Consider the following 21,049-nt stretch of genomic DNA (forward strand, 5'->3'; position numbering starts at 1 on the left):
GGTGAGTCGGGTCAGGCTTTGGCGAGCGCGGCGAAGCGGTCGAAATAGTCGGGGAACGTCTTGCCGACGCACTTCGGATCGTTGATCCGCACGGGCACGCCGCCCAGGCTGACGAGCGAGAAGCACATCGCCATGCGGTGATCGTCATACGTATCGATCGCGGCATTCGGCGTGAGCTGTTGCGGCGGCGTGACGACCAGATAGTCGGCACCCTCCTCCACGATCGCGCCGACCTTGCGCAGCTCGGTCGCCATCGCCGCGATGCGGTCGGTTTCCTTCACGCGCCAGCTCGCGATATTGCGCAGCGTGCTCGTGCCGCTCGCGAACAGCGCCGCGACCGCGATGGTCATCGCCGCGTCGGGAATCAGGTTGAAGTCCATGTCGATCGGATCGAGCTTGCCGTGGTCGTGGCCGATGCCGCGCACCTCGATCCAGTCGTCGCCCATCGAGACGTTCGCCCCCATCTGCATCAGCGCGTTCGCGAAGCCGACGTCGCCCTGGATGCTCGCGCGCCCCACGCCCTCGACGCGCAGCGGACCGCCGCCGAGCGCGCCGGCCGCGAGGAAGTACGATGCCGACGACGCATCGCCCTCGACCATGATGCGCCCCGGCGACCGGTAGCGGACGCCGGCCGGCACGACGAAGCGCTGCCAGCCGTCGCGCTCGACAGTCACGCCGAAGCGCTCCATCAGCCGGATCGTGATGTCGATGTACGGCTTCGAGATCAGCTCGCCGTCGATTTCAACGACGGTCCTGCCATCCTTCGCCTTCACGAGCGGCAGCGTCATCAGCAGCGCGGTGAGGAACTGGCTCGACACGTCGCCGCGCACGCGGATCGGCGCGTCGACCACGATCGCCGCGGGCTTGATCCGCAGCGGCGGAAAGCCTTCGTTCTGCTCGTAGTCGATCTGCGCGCCGATCTGCCGCAGGCCGTCGACGAGATCGCCGATCGGCCGCTCGTGCATGCGCGGCACGCCGTGCACGCGATAGTCGCCGCCGTTGATCGCGAGCGCCGCCGTCAACGGTCGCACCGCCGTGCCCGCATTGCCGAGGAACAGGTCGGCAGTCTTTGCGGTGAACGCGCCGCGCGTGCCGGTGACGACACAGGTGTCGCCGTCGCGCGCGAGCTTCACGCCGAGCTTGCCGAGCGCATCGAGCATCACGCGCGTGTCGTCGGAATCCAGCAGGTTGGTGATCGTCGTGTCGCCTTCGGCAAGCGCCGCGAGCAGCAGCACGCGGTTCGAGATGCTCTTCGAGCCGGGCAGGCGCACGGTGCCCGAAGCGCTGGAATACGGGCCGAGATCGAGATAGTCCATGGGAATCGTCCTGTTATTTCTTGACCGGTTCGGCAGCGGGCTGCGCGCCGCGCTCCTGCCATGCCTTGCGTGCGGCGCGCGAGCGCGTGAACACGGCTTCGAGCGCCGCGCCGTCGCCGGCGTCGATCGCAGCACGCAGCCGTGCGAGCACGCGCGTGTAGCCGTCGAGCTCGTCGAGCAGCGCCGCGCGATTCGCGACGCATACGTCGCGCCACATTTCCGGATTCGACGCCGCGATCCGCGTGAAGTCGCGAAAGCCGCCCGCCGCGTACGAGAATTTCAGTTCGGCATCCGCCTCGCCGAGAATCTGCTCGACGAGCGCGAACGACAGCACGTGCGGTAGATGACTGATCGACGCGAACACGCGATCGTGCTGCTCGGTACTCATCGTGCGCACGTCGGCGCCGGTCGCCCGCCACATCGCGTCGATGCGCGCGACCGATGCGGGCGCGTTCTCCGGCAGCGGGCACAGCACGACGTTGCGGCCGACGTACAGATCCGGCAGCGCGGCTTCGACGCCGCTCGACTCGCGCCCGGCGATCGGATGCCCCGGCACGAACTGCGCGATCCGCGCGCCGAGCGCTTCGCGCGCGGCCGCGACGACATCGGACTTGGTGCTGCCCGCGTCGGTGACGATCGTCGCGGCGTCGAGCCACGGCGCGATGCGCGCGAGCAGCGGGCCCGTTTGCGCGACGGGGGCGGCCAGCAGCACGAGATCGGCGCCGGCCAGTGCGTCGCGCAGTTGCGCGTCGTCGTCGAGCGCCGCCGCGCGGTCGATCACGCCGAGTGCCAGCGCGCGTTCGACCGACGCATGCGAACGGCCGACGCCGATGACTTCACCCGCGCCGCCCGGCGCGCGCTCGCGCAGTGCGCGCGCCAGCGATCCGCCGATCAGGCCGACGCCGAAAATGACCAGTTTGTTGAATGCAAAGCCTGACACGACAAGAGCCAAGTGACGCGCGCGGAACGACGCCCCGCGCACGGAAGTCCAGATCCCGGGCAACGGGCCCGCACCCGGCGCGCCCTGCACCGGATACTGCCCGAGCCCGCCTTCGGCAGTGCCACCCGGCCTGCCCTGCCCGCTGCACCACGCCGCCCGCGCGGTGCGGGTGGCGGGCCGCTGCGCGTCAGCGCGCGCGCGGATACGAACCGAGTATCTTCAGGAACGCGGCCTTCTGGCCGAGCTCCGCGAGCGCGGCGGCCACGGCCGCCTCGTCCCGGTGCCCTTCGATGTCGATGTAGAAGTAATACTCCCACGTGCCGACCCGCGCCGGACGCGACTCGAAGCGCGTCATCGACACGCCGTGCCGCGCGAGCGGTTCGAGCAGCTTGAACACGGCGCCCGGCTCGTTCTTCACCGACACGATCAGCGACGTCTGGTCATGACCGCTCTGCCCGGCCGGCTCCTTGCCGATGATCACGAAGCGCGTGCGATTGTGCGGATCGTCCTGGATCAGCGAGAACGCGATCTGCAGCCCGTAGTGCGCGGCCGCGCGATCGCCCGCGATTGCCGCGACGCTCGGGTCGGCCGCCGCGAGACGCGCGGCCTCCGCGTTGCTCGACACCGCTTGCCGCTCGAGCTGCGGCGCGTTCGCGGCAAGCCACTGCTGGCATTGCGCGAGCGCCTGCGCATGCGCGCAGACGCGCGTCACGCCGTCGAGCGTGCCGCTCTGCGTGAGCAGGTTGTGATGGATCGGCAGCGCGAGCTCGCCGCTGATCAGCAACTGAGTCTGCAGCAGCAGGTCGAGCGTGCGCGACACCGCACCTTCGGTCGAATTCTCGACGGGCGCGATGCCGAATGCGGACGCGCCTGCCTCGACCGAGCGGAACACCTCGTCGATCGACGGACACGGCAGCCCTTCGATCGACTGGCCGAAATACTCGAACATCGCCTGTTCGCTGTACGTGCCGACCGGCCCGAGGAATGCGACGTGGATCGTCTGCTCGAGCGCACGGCTCGCGGCCATGATCTCGCGCCAGATGGCGCTGATGTGCTCGCCCGCGAGCGGCCCCGCGCTCATGTCCTGCAGGCGCGCGATCACCTGCAGCTCGCGCTCCGGCCGAAACACCGGCGCGTTGAAATGCTTCTTGACCTCGCCTACCTCGAGCGCCACCGCGGCGCGCTGGTTGAGGAGCGCGATCAGCTGCGCGTCGATCGCATCGATGCGGTCGCGCAGCGGTTTCAGGCGGGAATTCAGTTCGTCGTCCATGCGTAGTTGCCGTGCTGTTTGAACAGCGTCGCGCTCAGGCGCCGCGCTGTTCGAAGTCCTTCATGTACTCGACGAGCGCCTTCACGCCCTCGAGCGGCACCGCGTTGTAGATCGACGCCCGCATGCCGCCGACGGACTTGTGGCCCTTCAGCTGCAGCAGCCCGCGCGCCTTTGCGCCGGCAAGGAAGTCTTCATTGCGCGTTTCGTCGGCCAGAAAAAAGGGCACGTTCATTCGCGAACGCGCCGCCGGCTCGACCTTGTTCAGGTAGAAGCCGCTCGCATCGATCGTGTCGTAGAGCAGCTTCGCCTTCTCGGTATTGCGGGCCTCAATCGCCTCGAGGCCACCCTGCCGCTTCAACCACTGGAACACGAGGCCCGCGATGTAGATCGCATAGGTGGGCGGCGTGTTGTACAGCGAGTTGTTCGTGGCGACGGTCTTCCATTCGAATGCGGACGGGCAGATCGACAATGCGCGATCGAGCAGATCCTCGCGAACGATCACGACCGTCACGCCGGCCATCCCGATGTTCTTCTGCGCGCCGCCGAACAGCACGCCGTACTTCGCGACGTCCATCGGGCGCGACAGGATGTGCGACGACACATCCGCGACGAGGGGGACGTCGCCGAGGTCGGGAATCTCGAACGTCTCGACGCCGTCGATCGTCTCGTTCGTGCACAGGTGCACGTACGCCGGATCGTCCGACAGTTGCCACTCGGCGCGGGCGGGCGCGCGCGTGAAACCGTCCGCCGTCTTGCCGGATGCGGCCAGATGCGGCGTGCCGTATTTCTTCGCTTCGTTGAACGACTTCTGCGACCACGAGCCCGTCACGACGAAGTCGGCGGTCTTGCGCGAACCGAGCAGGTTCATCGGCACGATCGCGTTCTCGGCAATGCCGCCGCCCTGCAGGAACAGGATCCGGTGGCTGGCCGGCACCTCGAGCAGCTCGCGCAGGTCGGCCAGCGCCGCCTCGTGGATCGACATGAATTCCTTGCCGCGATGGCTCATCTCCATCACGCTCATGCCGCTGCCGTGCCAGTCGAGCATTTCGTCGGCGGCCTGCCGCAGCACTTCCTCGGGCAGCGCCGCAGGACCGGCGGAGAAATTAAAGACGCGCATCGTGAAAACCTCGGGAGGGACGCGACCGGCTTGCCGCCGGCAGAAAGAACCGCGCCAGAAAAGGAATGGCCGCTTGCGCTCGCGCGCAAACGGCCATTATCGCACTGTCATCAGGCTCCCGCCAAACCCGGCCGAATGGCCGGGCGGCGTGCCCGGACGGCTTACTTGCCCGGCTTGACTGCCGCGACTTCCTTGTCAGCCTGCGCGCGCGTCGCCTGGATCGCTTGCGGCATGTACTTCTGCATCAGGCCGTTGACCACGTCGCGACCAACCTGATCCTGAACCTGGATGAACTTGCGGCCCGTCGGGCTCTTGTAGAACGTCGTCAGATCCTTGATCTCCGACGTGCTGTAGTACTTCGCGTAGGCGTCGTACTGAGCCGACATCGCGTCGCTCTGGAACTGCTGCGTGCCGAACACCTTGCCCGCGCCGTCAACCAGCTTCGGCACCGCGTTCTTCTGCAGCGACGGCACGGCGGCCTGCTTCTGCTTGTCGTTCAGCGACTTGTTTTCCGACAGCGCGTCCGACAGGATCGCCGGCACGAGCTGCTTTGCCTGCATCTCGGCGCTGTTGCCGATAGCCGACACGAGCTTCGGCGCGTCGATCGCGTCGAGCAGATCCTTGATCGCAGCCTTCTTGTCGGCGTCGATCGGCGCAGCTGCCGCGGTCGCAGCCGGTGCGGAATTCGACAGCGCTTGCGCCATCGCGAACGTCGGCACCAGTGCAGCCAGCAGAACCAGTTGCTTGAATTGCTTTTGCATCATCACTCCCTTTTGGAAATATGAATGGTTGCTCGCCGACCGCGGCGCGTGGCGCCAGCGGCGGCTCGAGTCTCATCCGTTATTCAGGCTTCGCCGTCCGACGCCTCGTCGGCCTCGCCATCGCCCTCTTCGGCTTCCGCGACCTGCTGCAGGCCGGAGAGCTTGGTACCCTCATCGAGACTGATGAGTGTAACACCTTGCGTAGCGCGCCCCATCTCGCGTATTTCGGAAACGCGGGTACGAATCAACACGCCGGCGGTCGTGATCAGCATGATCTGATCCTCGGCGTCGACGAGCGTCGCGGCCACGACCTTGCCGTTGCGCTCGGACGTCTGGATCGCGATCATCCCCTTCGTGCCGCGGCCGTGACGCGTGTACTCGGCGATCGGCGTGCGCTTGCCGTAGCCGTTCTCGGTCGCGGTGAGCACGGTCTGCTCTTCGCTGCCGGCGACCAGCAGCGCGATGACCTGCTGCCCGTCCTCGAGCTGCATGCCGCGCACGCCGCGCGCCTCGCGCCCCATCGGGCGCACGTCGTTCTCGTCGAAGCGCACGGCCTTGCCGGAGTCGGAGAACAGCATCACGTCGTGCGCGCCGTCGGTGATCGACGCGCCGATCAGGTAGTCGCCCTCGTCGAGGCCGACCGCGATGATGCCCTTCTTCATCGGGCGGCTGAATGCCTCGAGCGGCGTCTTCTTCACGGTGCCGAGCGACGTCGCCATGAACACGAACTTGTCAGCCGAGAATTCCTTGACCGGCAGCACGACGTTGATCTTCTCGCCGTCCTGCAGCGGGAACATGTTGACGATCGGGCGGCCGCGCGAGTTGCGCGAGCCCTGCGGCACTTCATAGACCTTGACCCAGTACACGCGGCCGCGGTTCGAGAAGCACAGGATGTAATCGTGCGTGTTCGCGATGAACAGCGTCTCGATCCAGTCGTCTTCCTTCATCTGCGTCGCCTGCTTGCCGCGACCGCCGCGCTTCTGCGCGCGATACTCGGACAGCGGCTGCGACTTCACGTAGCCCGCGTGCGACATCGTGACGACCATGTCCTGCGGCGTGATCAGGTCTTCCGTATTCAGTTCGGTCGCGTTCAGCTCGATCCGCGAGCGGCGTGCGTCGCCGAATTCGGCCTTCACCGACGTCAGCTCGTCGCCGATCATCGTCGTGATCCGCTCGGGGCGCGCGAGGATGTCCAGCAGGTCGGCGATCTGTGCCATCACTTCGCGGTACTCGCCGATGATCTTGTCCTGCTCGAGACCGGTCAGGCGTTGCAGACGCATCTGCAGGATTTCCTGCGCCTGCGTGTCGGACAGACGGTACAGCCCGTCGGTCTGCATCCCGAACGCGGGGTTCAGGCCTTCCGGACGATACGCGGAGCGGCCGCCCGCCGACGCGTTCTCGGTCTCGGCGCGCGTGAGCATCTCGCGCACGAGCGACGAATCCCACGGCTTCGCCATCAGCTCCTGCTTCGCGATCGGCGGCGTCGGCGCGGCCTTGATGATCGCGATGAACTCGTCGATGTTCGCGAGCGCGACCGCGAGACCTTCGAGCACGTGGCCGCGTTCGCGGGCCTTGCGCAGTTCGTAGATCGTGCGGCGCGTCAGCACTTCGCGTCGGTGCGACAGGAAGCACTGCAGGATTTCCCTCAGGTTCAGCAGCTTCGGCTGGCCGTCGACCAGCGCGACCATGTTCATGCCGAACGTGTCCTGCAGCTGCGTCGCCTTGTACAGGTTGTTCAGCACGACTTCCGGCACTTCGCCGCGCTTGAGCTCGATCACGACGCGCATGCCGCTCTTGTCGGACTCGTCGCGGATGTCGGAGATGCCCTCGAGCTTCTTCTCGTTGACGAGCTCGGCGATCCGCTCGAGCAGCGAGCGCTTGTTCACCTGGTACGGCAACTCGTCGACGATGATCGCCATCCGCTGGCCGCGGTCGATCTCCTCGAAGTGCGTGGTGGCACGCATCACGACGCGGCCGCGGCCGGTGCGATAGCCGTCGCGCACGCCGGCGACGCCGTAGATGATGCCGGCCGTCGGGAAGTCCGGCGCCGGGATGATCTCGATCAGCTCGTCGATCGTCGCTTCGGAGTTATTCAGCAGATGCTGACAAGCGTCGACGACTTCGTTCAGGTTGTGCGGCGGGATGTTGGTCGCCATGCCGACCGCGATGCCCGACGAGCCGTTGATCAGCAGGTTCGGAATGCGCGACGGCAGGACCGCCGGCTGCATCTCGTTGCCGTCGTAGTTCGGCTCGAAGTCGACCGTTTCCTTGTCGATGTCGGCGAGCAGCTCGTGACCGATCTTCGCCATGCGAATTTCGGTGTAACGCATCGCCGCGGCATTGTCGCCGTCGATCGAGCCGAAGTTGCCCTGCCCGTCGATCAGCATGTAGCGCAGCGAGAAGTCCTGCGCCATCCGCACGATCGTGTCGTACACCGCGGTATCGCCGTGCGGGTGATACTTACCGATCACGTCACCGACGATACGCGCCGATTTCTTGTACGCGCGGTTCCAGTCGTTGTTCAGTTCGTGCATCGCGAACAATACGCGCCGGTGCACGGGCTTCAGGCCATCGCGGACATCCGGAAGGGCACGTCCGACGATCACGCTCATCGCGTAATCGAGATACGAACGGCGCATTTCCTCCTCAAGGGAGGTGGGCAGGGTCTCTTTGGCGAATTGATCCATGTATCCGTATCGTTTCGGAGCGAAGACGGCGACCGCCTTTCGCGTGGGCGCTGCATGCGCAACGCAACGCGAGATTCTAACATGCGCCCATCAGCCGCCAGTTCGCCACCCCCTCTATATGTAAACAGCAAGAAACGTCGCCATGGGCGAGCCGCCCCATGCCAACCCTGATCGCGCCCCTTCACTGCGCCGCGGGGTCGCACGAATCGGCGTCACGCACGCGCGTAAACATATGCAGCCTTTCGCGCAATTTCGCGGACACGCACTTGACAATCCCTGAAAGTTACGGCAGGTCGGTGTTGCGCATGCACCACAAACGTTGAGGCGATCTTAGGGTGGGGAGGATTTTTTTTCGTAGGAAGGGAACGATATGGCAAAATGCCAACGCACTGAAAGTTAGACGCTGCTCGAAGTCTACACAGAGCGGTGCCACGTTTTTTGTGCCGCACCAATGTTATACTTCGAGCAATGTATGACTTGTCACCGTCAACAGGCTCGCAGTAAACCTGCGGTAATCTCAATTTCGAGAGGAGAAATATGAATAAACTTTCAAAGCTCGCGTTCATTGCAGCTACCGCAGTTATGGCTGCATCCGCTTCGGCACAGTCGGTGCCGGCGTCGCGTCAAGCCGTCAACGACAACTGGGTGAACGGCACGGGCGAATGGGTGTGGATGAACGGCACGAACGAGCTCTGCTGGCGTGACGCGTTCTGGACGCCGGCCACCGCCAACGCAAAGTGCGATGGCGCACTGGTCGCCCAGGCACCGCAGCCGCCGGTCGCTCCGGTTGCTCCGGCCATCACGAGCCAGAAGATCACGTACCAAGCCGACGCACTGTTCGACTTCGACAAGGCAACGCTCAAGCCGCTGGGCAAGCAAAAGCTGGACGAACTGGCTTCGAAGATCCAGGGCATGAACACGGAAGTGGTCGTCGCAACGGGCTACACGGACCGCATCGGTTCGGACAAGTACAACGACCGTCTGTCGCTGCGCCGTGCGCAAGCAGTCAAGTCGTACCTGGTCAGCAAGGGTGTCCCGGCCAACAAGATCTACACGGAAGGCAAGGGCAAGCGCAACCCGGTCACGACTGGCTGCAACCAGAAGAACCGCAAGCAACTGATCGCCTGCCTCGCACCGGATCGCCGCGTGGAAGTGGAAGTGGTCGGTACGCAAGAAGTCCAGAAGACGACCGTTCCGGCGCAGTAAGCCACGGTTTTCGACTGCTTCAAAGCCCCGCTCCGGCGGGGCTTTTTCGTTGCCGCCCGTCCACGCGCTCGTCGCTTCGCCGCTCGCCCGCATCTTATATACTCGGGGCTGACGCACCGTTGCACCGCCCTCCTCCCGTAGCCCGTTTGCCGACATGACCAACGCCGATCCGCACGAACTCCAGAAATTCAGCGACCTCGCCCATCGGTGGTGGGATCCGAATGCCGAATTCAAGCCCTTGCACGAGCTGAACCCGGTCCGGCTCGGCTGGATCGATGCGCATGCGCACCTGGCCGGCAAGCGCGCGCTCGATATCGGTTGCGGCGGCGGCATCCTGTCCGAATCGATGGCGGGGCTCGGCGCGCAGGTCAAAGGCATCGATCTGTCGACCGAGGCGCTCGGCGTCGCGGATCTGCACAGCCTGGAGAGCGGCGTCACGGTCGACTACGAGGCGATCGCCGCCGAAGCGATCGCCGAACGCGAGCCGGGTACCTACGACGTCGTCACGTGCATGGAGATGCTCGAGCACGTGCCGTCGCCGGCCGGCATCGTCTCTGCGTGCGCAACCCTCGTCAAACCGGGCGGCTGGGTGTTCTTCTCGACGCTGAACCGCAACCTGAAGTCGTACCTGTTCGCGGTGATCGGTGCGGAATACATCGCACGAATGCTGCCAAAGGGCACCCACGACTACGCGCGCTTCATCCGCCCGTCGGAACTGGCGAGCTTCGTGCGCGGGACCGATCTGCACATCGTGGAGATCAAGGGCATTACCTATCACCCGATCGGCAAGCGCTTCGCGCTGTCGAACGACACCGACATCAACTATCTCGTCGCGTGCCGCCGCGGCGCGTGACCTCCCGACCGGCATGACGACTCCCCTTTCGACCGAGCGGGCCACGCTCGACGAGCCGCGCCTGCTGCACTGCGATGCGGTGCTGTTCGACCTCGACGGCACGCTCGCCGATACGGCGCCCGATCTCGCCGCCGCCGTCAACAAGATGCAGCGCGTGCGCGGCCTGCCCGAAACATCGCTCGACGTGCTGCGCCCGCTGGCATCGGCCGGTGCGCGCGGCCTGCTCGGCGGCGCGTTCGCCATCGACCCGCAATCGCCCGGCTACGAAGCGATGCGCGACGAGTTCCTGACCAATTACGCGACGGACATCTGCGTGCACACGACGCTGTTCCCCGGCATCGGCGACGTGCTCGACGAACTCGATGCACGCGGCGTGCGCTGGGGCATCGTCACGAACAAGGCGATGCGCCTCACCGCACCGCTCGCCGACCTGCTTGGCCTGGCGCCGCGCGCGGCCTGCATCGTCGGGGGCGACACAACGCCGCACTCGAAACCGCATCCGGCCCCGCTGCTGCATGCGGCCGAACAAATGACGCTCGCGCCCACGCGCATCGTCTATGTCGGCGACGATCTTCGCGACATCCAGGCCGGCAGCGCGGCAGGCATGGCGACGGTCGCGGCCGCCTATGGTTATTGCGGCGACGGCGCCGCGCCGGCCGACTGGCAAGCGCAGCATCTCGTCGGCTCGACGCAGGAACTACGCGAACTGCTGCGCGATGTTGGGCTATAATGATCGATCTGATCCGCGGGGGCGACCTGGTTTCGACAGGGGTTGTGAAGCGGCTAGGGCATGTCGAGGACCCGTCACCTCGTTAATCAATGGGAAAATCGTAACTGCAAACGACGATACGTTCGCACTGGCAGCCTAACGGCCGCCGTCCTCTGCCTAGTTCACTGACGGGCTAGTGTCGCAAGACCGGTAGCAATACCGCCAGAGGTCATTTACGTCAGTTAAGCCCTGTCGGCGTCGCGACGCCAGGGTCGAAAATTTAGCGAATCGCCGTAGTGCAGCGTGTTCGTCCGCGTCGCTGCGGTTAAATCAAATGACTGAACTAAACATGTAGAACTAGTCGTGGAGCGCTTCTGGACGCGGGTTCGATTCCCGCCGCCTCCACCAATTCCTCCCTCAAGTCCTTGAGGGAAAAGCAGTATTTGTCATCTTCGCGTTCGGTTTTGGGCAAGTGTCCCGATCGGGTGTCCCAAACCGAACCGCGAATGGCATACAAGCTCCCTGCACACCTCCACCGCAACCGGCACGGCATCCTTTACTTCCGGTTGACGATCCCGCGAGAATATCGACCTTACATCGGCGTCTGCGAGCTTTATCGCAGCTTGGGCACTGCCAGCGTCCGAGAAGCCGTCCCGCTCGCTCAGAGCCTCCACAACGCCCTCAGGTGCGCTTTCAGCGCCATCGATACTCGCGCGATGTCCGAACACGAAAAAAAGCCTCCGGCCCCACCCGTAATCGACCCTGCCGCGCTACAGGCCACGCTCAAGCAAGCAAAGGAGCGGCACCGGCTGATCGACCGAATTGAGGAGTTGGATCAAACCGTAACCGAACTCAGCCGCCAGCGCGTCCAACAGCAGGCGCAGCACCGGCGCGAACTTGGCATTGCCATACGTGCGGCCGCCGCTCCGGCAGCGCCCGCGTCTCCGGTCACGCCTCCCGCCTCCCCCCTCCTATCGAAAGCCGTAGAGGCGTTCATCAAGGAGAAAACGACGCGCGCCCGGTGGACGCCCAAGACGCTCGAAAAGAAAGAGCAGGCTTTCCGCCTGTTCGACCAGTTCATGCGGGAGCGACTTGCGCGAGTAGTACGCTTAAACGACATAGACAAAGGGGCGTGCGTGGACTTTCTGGAGTTGCTTCAAAAACTCCCGCCGAACATTACCAAGACCCACGCCGGAGCGGCTCTCAGCGACGTGGCGGCGCGTGGCCTGCCCCCGATGGCCCCGGCCACGATCAACGGCATTACGGGGCTCCTAAGCGGGTTTTTCGAGTGGTGCAAGCAAGACCCGTCGTTCAAGATGGAGCACAACCCGGCGTATCGGCTCGCGATTGAGGAAAAGCCCACGAAGAAGCTCCGGGCCTTCAGAGATGACGAGTTGGCGGCCCTTCTGAGTTCTAGCGCGTTCACATCGCGCACGTTCGTGCACCCTTATCAATACTGGCTCATACCGCTCGCACTGCATACCGGCGCGCGACTCGGGGAGCTTTGCCAGCTAGCGCTTTCGGACTTCATTGAGGTGCAAGGTATTCCTTGCATCAACATCAATGATGAAGAAGAAGGTAAGCGACTTAAGAACCGGAATTCAAGACGCTTGGTGCCCGTGCATTCCGCTTTAATCGAACTCGGTTTATTGCGATATGTTGAGGCACAGCGCAAGCACGGGGAAACTCGTCTATTCCCGGAAATCGACCTGACAATTAGCGCCAGTCACACTGCGTCAAAATGGTTCAACGACAAACGCCGTTATAGCGATAGCTGCGGCGTGACAGACTCGGATACCAACTTCCATTCTTTCCGCCGAACATTCATTACTCGGTCAATAAAGAAAGAAGGTGGCGGTGCGGCCGATCCGCACGACGTAGCGGCTATCGTCGGACACGAGCACGAGTTGATAACGATGAATGTCTATTTCGATGGCCGCGAGGACGCCGTAGAACGCCGAGCAACCGTCGAGAAGTTCCGCCTTCCCGACGCAGTGCGCGCACTTATCCCTCCGGTTGAGAGCATCACGTTCGGCGCACACCCGCCGCGTAAGCAGGGCCTAAAGAAAGCCGCCCCATAGCCCGGCCTACAAGATAATCAACTTACCCACACGCAAGGATAAAAATGAAAAACGTCGTTCCGGTTGTTGCATTAGCTTCTATTTTTGGGTTGTCCGGTTGCGTCCATATGGGACATGACTTCGATATATCTTTCGTCGATTCCCTAAAGCCGAATGTCTCCACACTAGACGAAGTAATTACAGCGCTTGGAAAACCGAATTCCGTTACATACGGCCCTCACGGCGGGCAAATAGATCAATGGATATATGGAGAAGCCAGCATAATAGGAGCGAACACAAAGAGGGTGTCACTCCTCTTTGATAAAGATAAGAAATTTGTGCAAATAATGAATAAGTCCGAGTTATCACAACGCTAAAGAGAAAATGGTGCGGCGTTTGGCTATACGGAGTCAATTCGCTTCAACAAGCGGCAGAACTGCCCCAAGTGCCATTCGCCGCCCTGCGGCGTCTTTATACCGATCACGTTGAGTTCCGCGACCATAGCGCGCTGAGACAGTCCGCGCGCCCGGAACCCTGCTACAAGCCCCGCCAACCGGGCCGCGAAGGCGTCAGCAGCTTCCTGACGCTCTGTAATGTTTCGCTTCAAGTTCGCGGGGCCGCTGACACCCAAGCGCACTCCGCGCGCCTTCGCAGCCGCTAGCGCATCCTTTGTCCGCTCGCTGATCCGCTTCGCTTCATGCTCCGCGAACGCAGCCATGATGTGCACGGTCAGTTCGTTCGCATCCGGCATGTCTACAGCGACGAACTGCACCTTCGACTCCATCAGGCCAGATACGAAATGCACGTTGCGAGCCAGCCTATCGAGCTTGGCAATCAGCAGCCGCGCCCCACTCTCGCGGCATGCTTGAAGGGCGGCGCGCAACTGCGGGCGCTTCGCCAACGCGTCCGCGCCCTTGCCGGTCTCGGTTTCAGTGAACTCGCCGACAAGCTCCCAATCGCCGCCATTCAGATACCGCGCGACCGACTCACGCTGTGCGTCGAGCCCCAGACCGGACATGCCCTGACGCGCTGTGCTGACGCGGTAATAAGCGACGAATTTTCCCCGTGCCATCCCCGTTCTCCCGGAAGTGTCCTCACCAAAGGACGTTCGTTTAATGTGAGGACAGTATACGGCCGCGAGCTTAACGAATCAACAACGAATCTTATATGGTGTTCATTTGAGATTCTTGTTAGCATGTCGTCAGCTATACAACATTGCGGGTTGAATCCATCATGCACGACGAACTTTTGAGCACTCAGGCAGCAGCCGAACATCTGGCGAGAGAGCTTCCAACGAAATCGGAGAGCCAATGGGCGCTCTGGCTTCGCAACAACCGAAACCAATCCCGGAGCGTCATCTATCGCATCCCGGTCGTCCACGTAGGACGCCCCGCCTACTACAAGCCTCAGGACTTGGCCGAGTTCATCGAATTCGAACGCCGGATGCAGACTGGCGCGATGCCCTTGTCCGGTCGCGCAAAGCAGGCTCTACAGGCGTTCGGTCTAGGCGAGCCGGGTAGCACCGGCTTGGGGCGGAAATGGAGAGACGCGAGCGCCAACCTTGCCGCAAGCGAAAAGGGCGCACTCGTGCAACTCGTTATCTCCGAACCGCTCATGGTGTTTGCCCTCTCGCCGGAGCAGGCGCAAGCGATTGGCCGAGAGCTTCTCGAAGCAGGCCAAGCCGCGCAACGCCAGAACGCCACCATCGCAAAGGGAGCACACGCATGAAGCTCAGAGAAACCGTCTTTTCAGCGGGCGAAACCGCCCTTATCCTGCGCGACTACCTCGGCGCGATGCGGTCATGGGATGACGCGCTTGCAGACATGCGCTCGGGCAAGACCGATGTGTGTGGCCATGTGCTGACGCCTGTCGCGCGAAACCACGACGGGCGCGCATGGCGCCCGGTGTATGCCGTCAGTGCAATCAAAGCGTTTATCAAGGCCGTCCACGCATCGACAACGCTTGCGGTCGTGAAGCAACCGCCGCAAGGCACCGTCATGGAGTTCGATCCCGACATCAACTGGCGGTATCAGAAAATCCCGAAGGTTCCGGCTCCGGTCGCGCCCATCTAGCATCATGGGCGATCTCCAGAACTTCCGGCGCAAGGCGTGTGTGGACTGGATGGACGTGAGGCTTCGCACCGCACGTCCGACCCAGTTCCAACACGTCCAATCGGCCCTCGAAGCCGCTGGTGCCGGGAAACTCCACGTCCGCGCTATCAACCCCACTGCGGGCGGGGTGACAGACGCGATGGTAGTACGCTGCTCTGACCGGCTTGCGAATAACTATGCGGCACTCAGGAAGGTGTTGACGGAATTCTCGGCACGGTATCCGCTCGCCCATGAACCGGAAATCGCAGCGATTGAAGTCGCGTGTGACTTCCTGCATACCGGAGAGGTGGAGCGAGAGGCAGCGACCCGCGCTATGACCTATCGCCTGCAATCCAGCCTGCTGACGGACGGCGATAGCCCCCGCCAGTTCGATCCCCAAGCCTGGGCCAACCGTTATATGGATGTGGCGGGAGCGCGACTTGACCCCCTCCTAAATTATCGCGAAGGCAACAAAGGGGATGACGTGTCGTGGCAGTGCTACTGGAAGCGCACGGACAAGGGGCAACCGCTTCCGTCGAGCGAATGGCGCGCACGCGTCGAGGTGACATTGAAGGGCGACGCACTCCGGGATGCGGGCTTGGTCGAGCTGGCGGACCTTGATGGATACAAGTTCACGAGCCTTACGCGCTTCTTCCGATTCCGCACACCCATTGACCCTGAGACGCAAGCCAAAGGCGACAGGTTCAAGCTCGCTGCGATCACGATCAACAGGCGATTGAACGACGCAACGTCAGCACGCGGCCTGCACAGCTTCCGGTCGATAGGACAGCGCGACAAGAAGCAACGCCGACGAATCGAAAGCAGCCACCTGCAAGCGGATGACGAGCTTCAGGACGCGATCAAGGGTGCGTTGCGACGCCTGAAAGTTTGACCGGTTTCCAAAAATTCGGGACAACCGAGACCGGTCTACACCCGCCCAACCCTTGCGGGGCCTAGAGGTCGTCCGTCCGGCCTATTAACTGTATATATACATGCCACCCATATACACACACCCTCTCTCGTCCTCTCCCTTCGCTCACAGGAACATGAGAAGGGCGAAGCAAAGCGACACCCGGCCCCGAGAGGATGAAACGCAGCACTGCCGCCACGCAACAAAAACGGGCACGCGTGAAAAAGTGAACAGTCTTAGAAAAAACAGGCGACCTTGAGGGGATACCGTGTTTCAACGGGCAGCGTTTTTTGACGAAACCTTATACGACGCGCAAGAGAGCGCCGACAGGGAGCATCCGGACGCAGGTTCGATTCCCGCACCGGAATCCAATCGGCATGAGCGCCCGAGTCCCATGCTAGACTGCCCCGTCCAAGTGTCCCAACCGGGGCATCAATCCGGACACCGCCCGATCCGGCAATGCCGAAGAATCAATGACCTACTGACTTGCTGGTGGAGCCGGTGAGCCTCCCGCCGCCTCCACCAAATTCCGCGCTTGACGCACAAACCCCGCACGACGCAAGTCTGCGGGGTTTTTTGTTGCCGGCGAAACCATACGTCCCACGCCTTCTCGAAAAAGCGCCCAGCCCCGGATGGGCCGGGCGGAATGCCGCCGGTATGCCGGCGGCAGGAGGTAACGGATGTTCGGTACCGCCGGGCACCGCGACGGGGCGCGCGACGTGTCGTTGCGCCGGCCGCGCAGCGTCACCGGGCGATGCGCCGCTTAGCTGCCGCGATACAGCGACTTCATTTCTTCGGCGCTAGCCGGGCGCACGCCGATCGCACGCGAGCCCGATGCCGATGCGCCCTGCACTTGTGCGCCATAGCCGCTGGCATCGGCGCCTTGCGCCTGCGCGAACGCGCTGCGCTGCTGCTCGGCGACGCGCGCAGTGGCTGCCTGGATGGCTTCCGGATAGTGCGGATCTTCGCCGCGGGCGGTGTTGTAACCGGCCTGCTGGAGCTGAACCAGTTCGGCGCGGACCTGTGCGCGGGTGAGTGCCGAGCCGGGCTGCGCGAACGACACGACCGGGGCGACGAGAGCGGCAGCAACGACAACGGCTTGAACGAGCGACTTCATGATGACCTACCTCCAGATTTGTCTGATTTCGCGGTGAACACCCGTTCATCGCTGACAACCCGAAGTTTATGTAGGCGCGTGCTTAAGAATAAGGCGGGTTTCCGGAAGACATCCTTCCTGAATTCAGGGTTAACCCTAGATTCATGAATTCGACATTCGGCCGATCCGGCGCCGGATGCTCGTGCTCGAACCGCAACGTGCGCAAAAAACACGGCCCCGCGAAGCAGCAAGCTTCGCGGGGCCCGGAGATAACCGCGCAACCCCGTGCGGTTATCGTTATCGGCAACGCGCTCGCGGCGGCAGCGATGCCGCACGCCGGCGCGGGTTTACTGGGTGTCCAGCGGGCACTTCAGGTTGCAACCGTTCGGGTCCCCCAGATCGCCCTTGCGGCGCAACGCCGACTTCTTGCCATTCTGGTATTTCTGCGACGGCGCTGACGCTGCGAACGGCATCTGCGGATGCTCGGCCAGGCGGAACTGTTCGCTCAGGATCCCGCCGGGCACGCCCGGGGAATTCTGCGCAAACGCAAACGGCGAAACAGCGACCAGAAGTCCCGCGGTCAACGCTGCCGCGGCGAGGGGAACGGAAAATTTCATGGCGGGATGACGCCTGAACGGCGTGCTTGTTGGAACGTTGATCAAGCGGCAAGCGTAGCGCAAATCCCCCACTGCTGCAGCGCGCTTCACACGCTTCCCGTTACCGTGCGTTGCCGTCCGGCCCACCGGCCTCGGCCGTGCCGGCGAGCCCCGCCGCGATGCCGGTCAGCGTCCCGCACGCGGCCGGATCGTAGCCGTCGAGATGCGCGACGCGCTCGACGAAGCGCGGATCGCGCAGCAAGGCCAGCACGCCGGCGAGCGGGTGCGAGTCGAGCCGCGCGCGTTCGCACGCAAAGTAATAGTCCTCGTCGACGACCGGGATGAAATCGAGTCCGAAATGATGGGCGGCCGGCTCGACGCCGAAGCCGAGATCGGCCATCCCGCTCGCGACGAACGCGGCGATCGCCGAGTGCGTGAGTTCGGCCGACGCGTAGCCGTCGATACGCTCGGGATCAATGCCGATCGCGCGCAGCGCGAGATCGAGCAGCATGCGCGTGCCCGACCCCGGCTGCCGGTTGACGAAGCGGATGTCGTTGCGCGCGAGATCGGCGAGCCCGCGGACCTGCTTCGGGTTGCCGCGCGGCACGAACAGCCCCTGCTGGCGACGCGTCAGATGAATCAGCACGTGACGCGTGTCGTCCAGCCACGGCCGGTAGATCTGCGCGCACTGCTCGCGGAACGCGCCGCGCGGCAGATGGAACCCGGCCAGCTCGCATTCGCCGCGCGCGAGCGCCTGCACGGCCTCGACACTCTCGCGATACTTGATGTCGACGGCCGCCTGCGCATCGACGAGCGCGGAAACGAGTGCCGCGACCGCGTAGCCGTGCGATGCATGGATGCGCACGGCGCCGTCGCGTTGCGCGAGCCGCCGGTTCAGGTCACTCGCCACCTCGGCCGCCAGCGCGTGCAGGTTCCCGTCGAGACGGCTGCGCACGAGGCGCTGCGCGTCGACGACCGCCCGCCCCAGCTCCGACAGCGTCGACCCCTTGCCGCGCGCGGTTTCGATCAGCTCGCCGCCGACGCACGACTCCAGCGCCCGCAGCATGCCCCACGCGTGCCGATACGACAGCCCTTTCGCCTGCGCGGCCTGCGCGATGCTGCCCGTATCGGCCACGAGCTCGAGCAACGGCGCGACGTCCGACAGGCTCGCGGTGCGGCCCTCCGTGTCGCGTACGGTCAGATACGCGTCGCATTCTATTCGAATCAATTATGCACTCCGATTTCCTATTGCGACTGCGAAATCTTCCGCTTATCGTTGGGCAAAATCAATCAGTACGAAGTCCTGCTGCGCACTATATGCATTCCGAGCGCATATGAGACTTTGGAGGAGCAAAATCGATGTCCCCGAATTCCCCCGCGCCCGACGTGCTCGTCGAGCGCCATGCGCGCGCCGGCCGCTCGCTCGTCGCGATCCTGCACGCGATCCAGGACGACGCCGGCTACGTGCCGGCCGGCTGCGTTGCGCCGCTCGCGAAGGCGCTGAACCTGTCGCGCGCGGAAGTGCACGGCGTGCTCACCTACTATCACCACTTCCGCACCGCGCCGCCCGCGCGCGTGACGATCCAGATGTGCCGCGCCGAGGCGTGCCGCAGCATGGGCTGCGAAACACTGGCCGCGCACGCGGAAGCGCGCACGGGTTGCCGGTTCGACGCCGCGCACGGCGATGGCGCCGATGCGCACGCGCCGGGCGACGTCGCGCTCGAATCGGTCTACTGCCTCGGGCTGTGCGCACAATCGCCATCGATGACGGTCAACGGCGTGCTGCACGCGAAGGTCACGCCCGAGAAGTTCGACGCGCTGCTCGCCGACGCGTCCGCCCACACCGCGGAGGCCGCATGACGACCCGCATCTACGTTCCGCGCGATTCGTCCGCACTGGCGCTCGGCGCCGACGCCCTTGCCGCCGCGATCGTCGCGGAAGCCGAGCGGCGCGGCATCGCGATCGAACTGGTCCGCAACGGTTCGCGCGGCTTGCTGTGGCTCGAGCCGCTCGTCGAGATCGGCACGGCCGCCGGGCGCGTCGGCTACGCGAACCTGTCGGCCACCGACGTGCCCGCCCTGTTCGACGCAAACTGGCTCGACGGCGGCACGCATCCGAGCGGCGTCGGCCTCGTCGATGCCCTGCCCTATCTCGCGCGCCAGCAGCGCCTCACGTTCGCGCGCATCGGCCTGACCGATCCGCTGTCGATCGACGACTACCTGAAGCACGACGGCCTCGCCGGCCTGAAGAACGCGCTCGCGCTCGACGGCGACGCCGCGTGCGAGACGCTGATCGAATCGGGGCTGCGCGGCCGCGGCGGCGCTGCCTTCCCGGCCGGCATCAAGTGGCGCACGGTCCGGCAGGCGAGCGCGACGCAGAAGTACATCGTCTGCAACGCGGACGAAGGCGATTCGGGCACGTTCTCCGATCGCCTGATCATGGAAAGCGATCCGTACTGCCTGATCGAAGGGATGATCATCGCGGGCATCGCGACGGGCGCGACGCTCGGCTACATCTACGTGCGCAGCGAATATCCGCACGCGATCGCGGCGCTCGAAACCGCGATCGTGCGCGCCCGGGAAGCCGGCTGGCTCGGTGAACGCGTGCTCGGCTCCGCGCATGCGTTCGACCTGCACGTCGCGAAGGGCGCCGGTTCCTACGTGTGCGGCGAGGAAACGGCGCTGCTCGAATCGCTCGAAGGCAAGCGCGGCGTCGTGCGCGCGAAGCCGCCGCTGCCGGCGCTCTCCGGCCTGTTCGGCCAGCCGACCGTGATCAACAACGTGATCACGCTCGCGACCGCGCCGGTGATCTTCGCGCGCGGCGCAGCGTTCTATCGCGACTACGGGATGGGCCGCTCGCGCGGCACGCTGCCGTTCCAGCTCGCGGGCAACATCCGCCACGGCGGCCTCGTCGAGCTCGCGTTCGGCGTCACGCTGCGCGAGCTGCTGTTCGACTACGGCGGCGGCACGGCGAGCGGCCGGCCCGCGCGCGCCGCCCAGGTCGGCGGCCCGCTCGGCACCTATCTGCCCGAACACCAGTGGGACGTGCCGCTCGACTACGAGGCCTATACGGCCATCGGCGCGGTCGTCGGCCACGGCGGCATCGTGCTGCACGACGACACGTCGAATCTCGCGGAGCTCGCCGAATACGCGATGAAGTTCTGCGCGATCGAATCGTGCGGCAAATGCACGCCGTGCCGGATCGGATCGACGCGCGGCGTCGAGACGATCGCACGCATTCGCGAAGGTGATACGTCGGAGCGACAGGTCACGCTGCTGCGCGACCTGTGCGACACGATGCTCGCCGGCTCGCTGTGCGCGATGGGCGGGATGACACCGTACCCGGTGCTGTCCGCGCTCGATCATTTCCCCGAAGATTTCGGGCTCGCCGCCGGCAAGCAAGCCGCGTCGGGTCCGGTCAAGGCTGCGGCCTGACCCA

Annotated in this window: 19 protein-coding genes and 1 other RNA gene; 10 read left to right on the forward strand and 10 right to left on the reverse strand. The window is 64.4% G+C overall.

The genetic code is table 11. The annotated features are described in order from the left end of the window. Positions 1–11: 11 nt before the first annotated feature. From aroA to gyrA, 6 genes are all read right to left on the reverse strand, one after another. Complete coding sequence (gene aroA, locus ACVK00_RS18310; protein ID WP_228907117.1) at positions 12–1,316, reverse strand: 3-phosphoshikimate 1-carboxyvinyltransferase; 1,305 nt, start codon at positions 1,314–1,316, stop codon at positions 12–14. A 13-nt stretch (positions 1,317–1,329) separates the two neighbouring features. Next, the gene (locus ACVK00_RS18315) at positions 1,330–2,256 is read right to left on the reverse strand and encodes a prephenate dehydrogenase (protein ID WP_284888941.1); all 927 of its coding nucleotides are present in this window, start codon (positions 2,254–2,256) and stop codon (positions 1,330–1,332) included. Positions 2,257–2,443: 187 nt separating this feature from the next. Then, positions 2,444–3,526 (reverse strand): prephenate dehydratase, encoded by a 1,083-nt coding sequence (pheA, locus tag ACVK00_RS18320; RefSeq protein WP_228907115.1) that lies wholly within the window; start codon positions 3,524–3,526, stop codon positions 2,444–2,446. A gap of 34 nt (positions 3,527–3,560) precedes the next feature. Further along, complete coding sequence (gene serC / locus ACVK00_RS18325; protein WP_228907114.1) at positions 3,561–4,643, reverse strand: 3-phosphoserine/phosphohydroxythreonine transaminase; 1,083 nt, start codon at positions 4,641–4,643, stop codon at positions 3,561–3,563. Positions 4,644–4,804: 161 nt separating this feature from the next. Beyond that, entirely contained in the window at positions 4,805–5,404 is a 600-nt protein-coding gene (locus tag ACVK00_RS18330) for a DUF2059 domain-containing protein (protein WP_006750759.1), read from the reverse strand. An 83-nt stretch (positions 5,405–5,487) separates the two neighbouring features. Continuing rightward, the gene (gene gyrA, locus ACVK00_RS18335; RefSeq protein ID WP_284888940.1) at positions 5,488–8,091 is read right to left on the reverse strand and encodes a DNA gyrase subunit A; all 2,604 of its coding nucleotides are present in this window, start codon (positions 8,089–8,091) and stop codon (positions 5,488–5,490) included. Positions 8,092–8,628: 537 nt separating this feature from the next. Here gyrA and ompA point away from each other — a divergent pair. From ompA to ACVK00_RS18360, 5 genes are all read left to right on the forward strand, one after another. After that, entirely contained in the window at positions 8,629–9,297 is a 669-nt protein-coding gene (gene ompA / locus ACVK00_RS18340) for an outer membrane protein OmpA (RefSeq protein WP_006400736.1), read from the forward strand. A gap of 154 nt (positions 9,298–9,451) precedes the next feature. Beyond that, positions 9,452–10,150 (forward strand): bifunctional 2-polyprenyl-6-hydroxyphenol methylase/3-demethylubiquinol 3-O-methyltransferase UbiG, encoded by a 699-nt coding sequence (gene ubiG / locus ACVK00_RS18345; protein ID WP_166722797.1) that lies wholly within the window; start codon positions 9,452–9,454, stop codon positions 10,148–10,150. A 13-nt stretch (positions 10,151–10,163) separates the two neighbouring features. Continuing rightward, a complete protein-coding gene (gene gph / locus ACVK00_RS18350; RefSeq protein WP_284888939.1) occupies positions 10,164–10,880 on the forward strand; it encodes a phosphoglycolate phosphatase in 717 nt (238 codons plus the stop codon). Between the two features lie 17 nt (positions 10,881–10,897). Further along, positions 10,898–11,267, forward strand: a transfer-messenger RNA (tmRNA) gene (ssrA, locus tag ACVK00_RS18355). Positions 11,268–11,365: 98 nt separating this feature from the next. Beyond that, the gene (locus ACVK00_RS18360; RefSeq protein ID WP_354122938.1) at positions 11,366–12,940 is read left to right on the forward strand and encodes a site-specific integrase; all 1,575 of its coding nucleotides are present in this window, start codon (positions 11,366–11,368) and stop codon (positions 12,938–12,940) included. 379 nt (positions 12,941–13,319) lie between these two features. Here ACVK00_RS18360 and ACVK00_RS18365 read toward each other — a convergent pair whose 3' ends face one another. Further along, positions 13,320–13,991, reverse strand: a complete 672-nt coding sequence (locus ACVK00_RS18365; protein ID WP_354122937.1) for a recombinase family protein — start codon at positions 13,989–13,991, stop codon at positions 13,320–13,322. A 161-nt stretch (positions 13,992–14,152) separates the two neighbouring features. Between ACVK00_RS18365 and ACVK00_RS18370 the strand changes: the two genes are divergently transcribed. From ACVK00_RS18370 to ACVK00_RS18380, 3 genes are read left to right on the forward strand one after another with little or no spacing between them, the layout of a single operon-like run. After that, positions 14,153–14,647 carry a hypothetical protein gene (locus ACVK00_RS18370; RefSeq protein ID WP_354122936.1) on the forward strand — a complete coding sequence of 165 codons (495 nt, stop codon included), beginning with the start codon at positions 14,153–14,155 and terminating at the stop codon, positions 14,645–14,647. Beyond that, positions 14,644–14,991: a hypothetical protein gene (locus ACVK00_RS18375; protein WP_354122935.1), complete on the forward strand. Its 348-nt coding sequence runs from the start codon at positions 14,644–14,646 to the stop codon at positions 14,989–14,991. Before ACVK00_RS18370 ends, ACVK00_RS18375 begins: the two co-directional genes overlap by 4 nt. Before the next feature lie 4 nt (positions 14,992–14,995). Then, positions 14,996–15,901 (forward strand): hypothetical protein, encoded by a 906-nt coding sequence (locus ACVK00_RS18380; RefSeq protein WP_354122934.1) that lies wholly within the window; start codon positions 14,996–14,998, stop codon positions 15,899–15,901. A gap of 781 nt (positions 15,902–16,682) precedes the next feature. On the opposite strand, the gene ACVK00_RS18385 is transcribed toward ACVK00_RS18380, so the two are convergent. The 3 genes from ACVK00_RS18385 to ACVK00_RS18395 all read right to left on the reverse strand — a co-directional run bounded on the left by ACVK00_RS18385 (position 16,683) and on the right by ACVK00_RS18395 (position 18,839). Next, positions 16,683–17,036: a DUF4148 domain-containing protein gene (locus ACVK00_RS18385; protein WP_166722795.1), complete on the reverse strand. Its 354-nt coding sequence runs from the start codon at positions 17,034–17,036 to the stop codon at positions 16,683–16,685. Positions 17,037–17,362: 326 nt separating this feature from the next. Beyond that, on the reverse strand, positions 17,363–17,632 hold the full coding sequence (locus ACVK00_RS18390; protein ID WP_012363336.1) for a hypothetical protein: 270 nt from the start codon (positions 17,630–17,632) through the stop codon (positions 17,363–17,365). Between the two features lie 100 nt (positions 17,633–17,732). Next, positions 17,733–18,839: a substrate-binding domain-containing protein gene (locus tag ACVK00_RS18395; protein ID WP_284888938.1), complete on the reverse strand. Its 1,107-nt coding sequence runs from the start codon at positions 18,837–18,839 to the stop codon at positions 17,733–17,735. A 131-nt stretch (positions 18,840–18,970) separates the two neighbouring features. Between ACVK00_RS18395 and ACVK00_RS18400 the strand changes: the two genes are divergently transcribed. Both ACVK00_RS18400 and ACVK00_RS18405 read left to right on the forward strand, forming a co-directional pair. Beyond that, positions 18,971–19,471 (forward strand): NAD(P)H-dependent oxidoreductase subunit E, encoded by a 501-nt coding sequence (locus ACVK00_RS18400; RefSeq protein WP_175763310.1) that lies wholly within the window; start codon positions 18,971–18,973, stop codon positions 19,469–19,471. Next, positions 19,468–21,045 (forward strand): formate dehydrogenase beta subunit, encoded by a 1,578-nt coding sequence (locus ACVK00_RS18405; RefSeq protein ID WP_228907111.1) that lies wholly within the window; start codon positions 19,468–19,470, stop codon positions 21,043–21,045. Before ACVK00_RS18400 ends, ACVK00_RS18405 begins: the two co-directional genes overlap by 4 nt. The last annotated feature ends 4 nt before the right edge of the window (positions 21,046–21,049 follow it).

It is taken from the genome of Burkholderia sp. PvR073 (genome assembly GCF_054055695.1).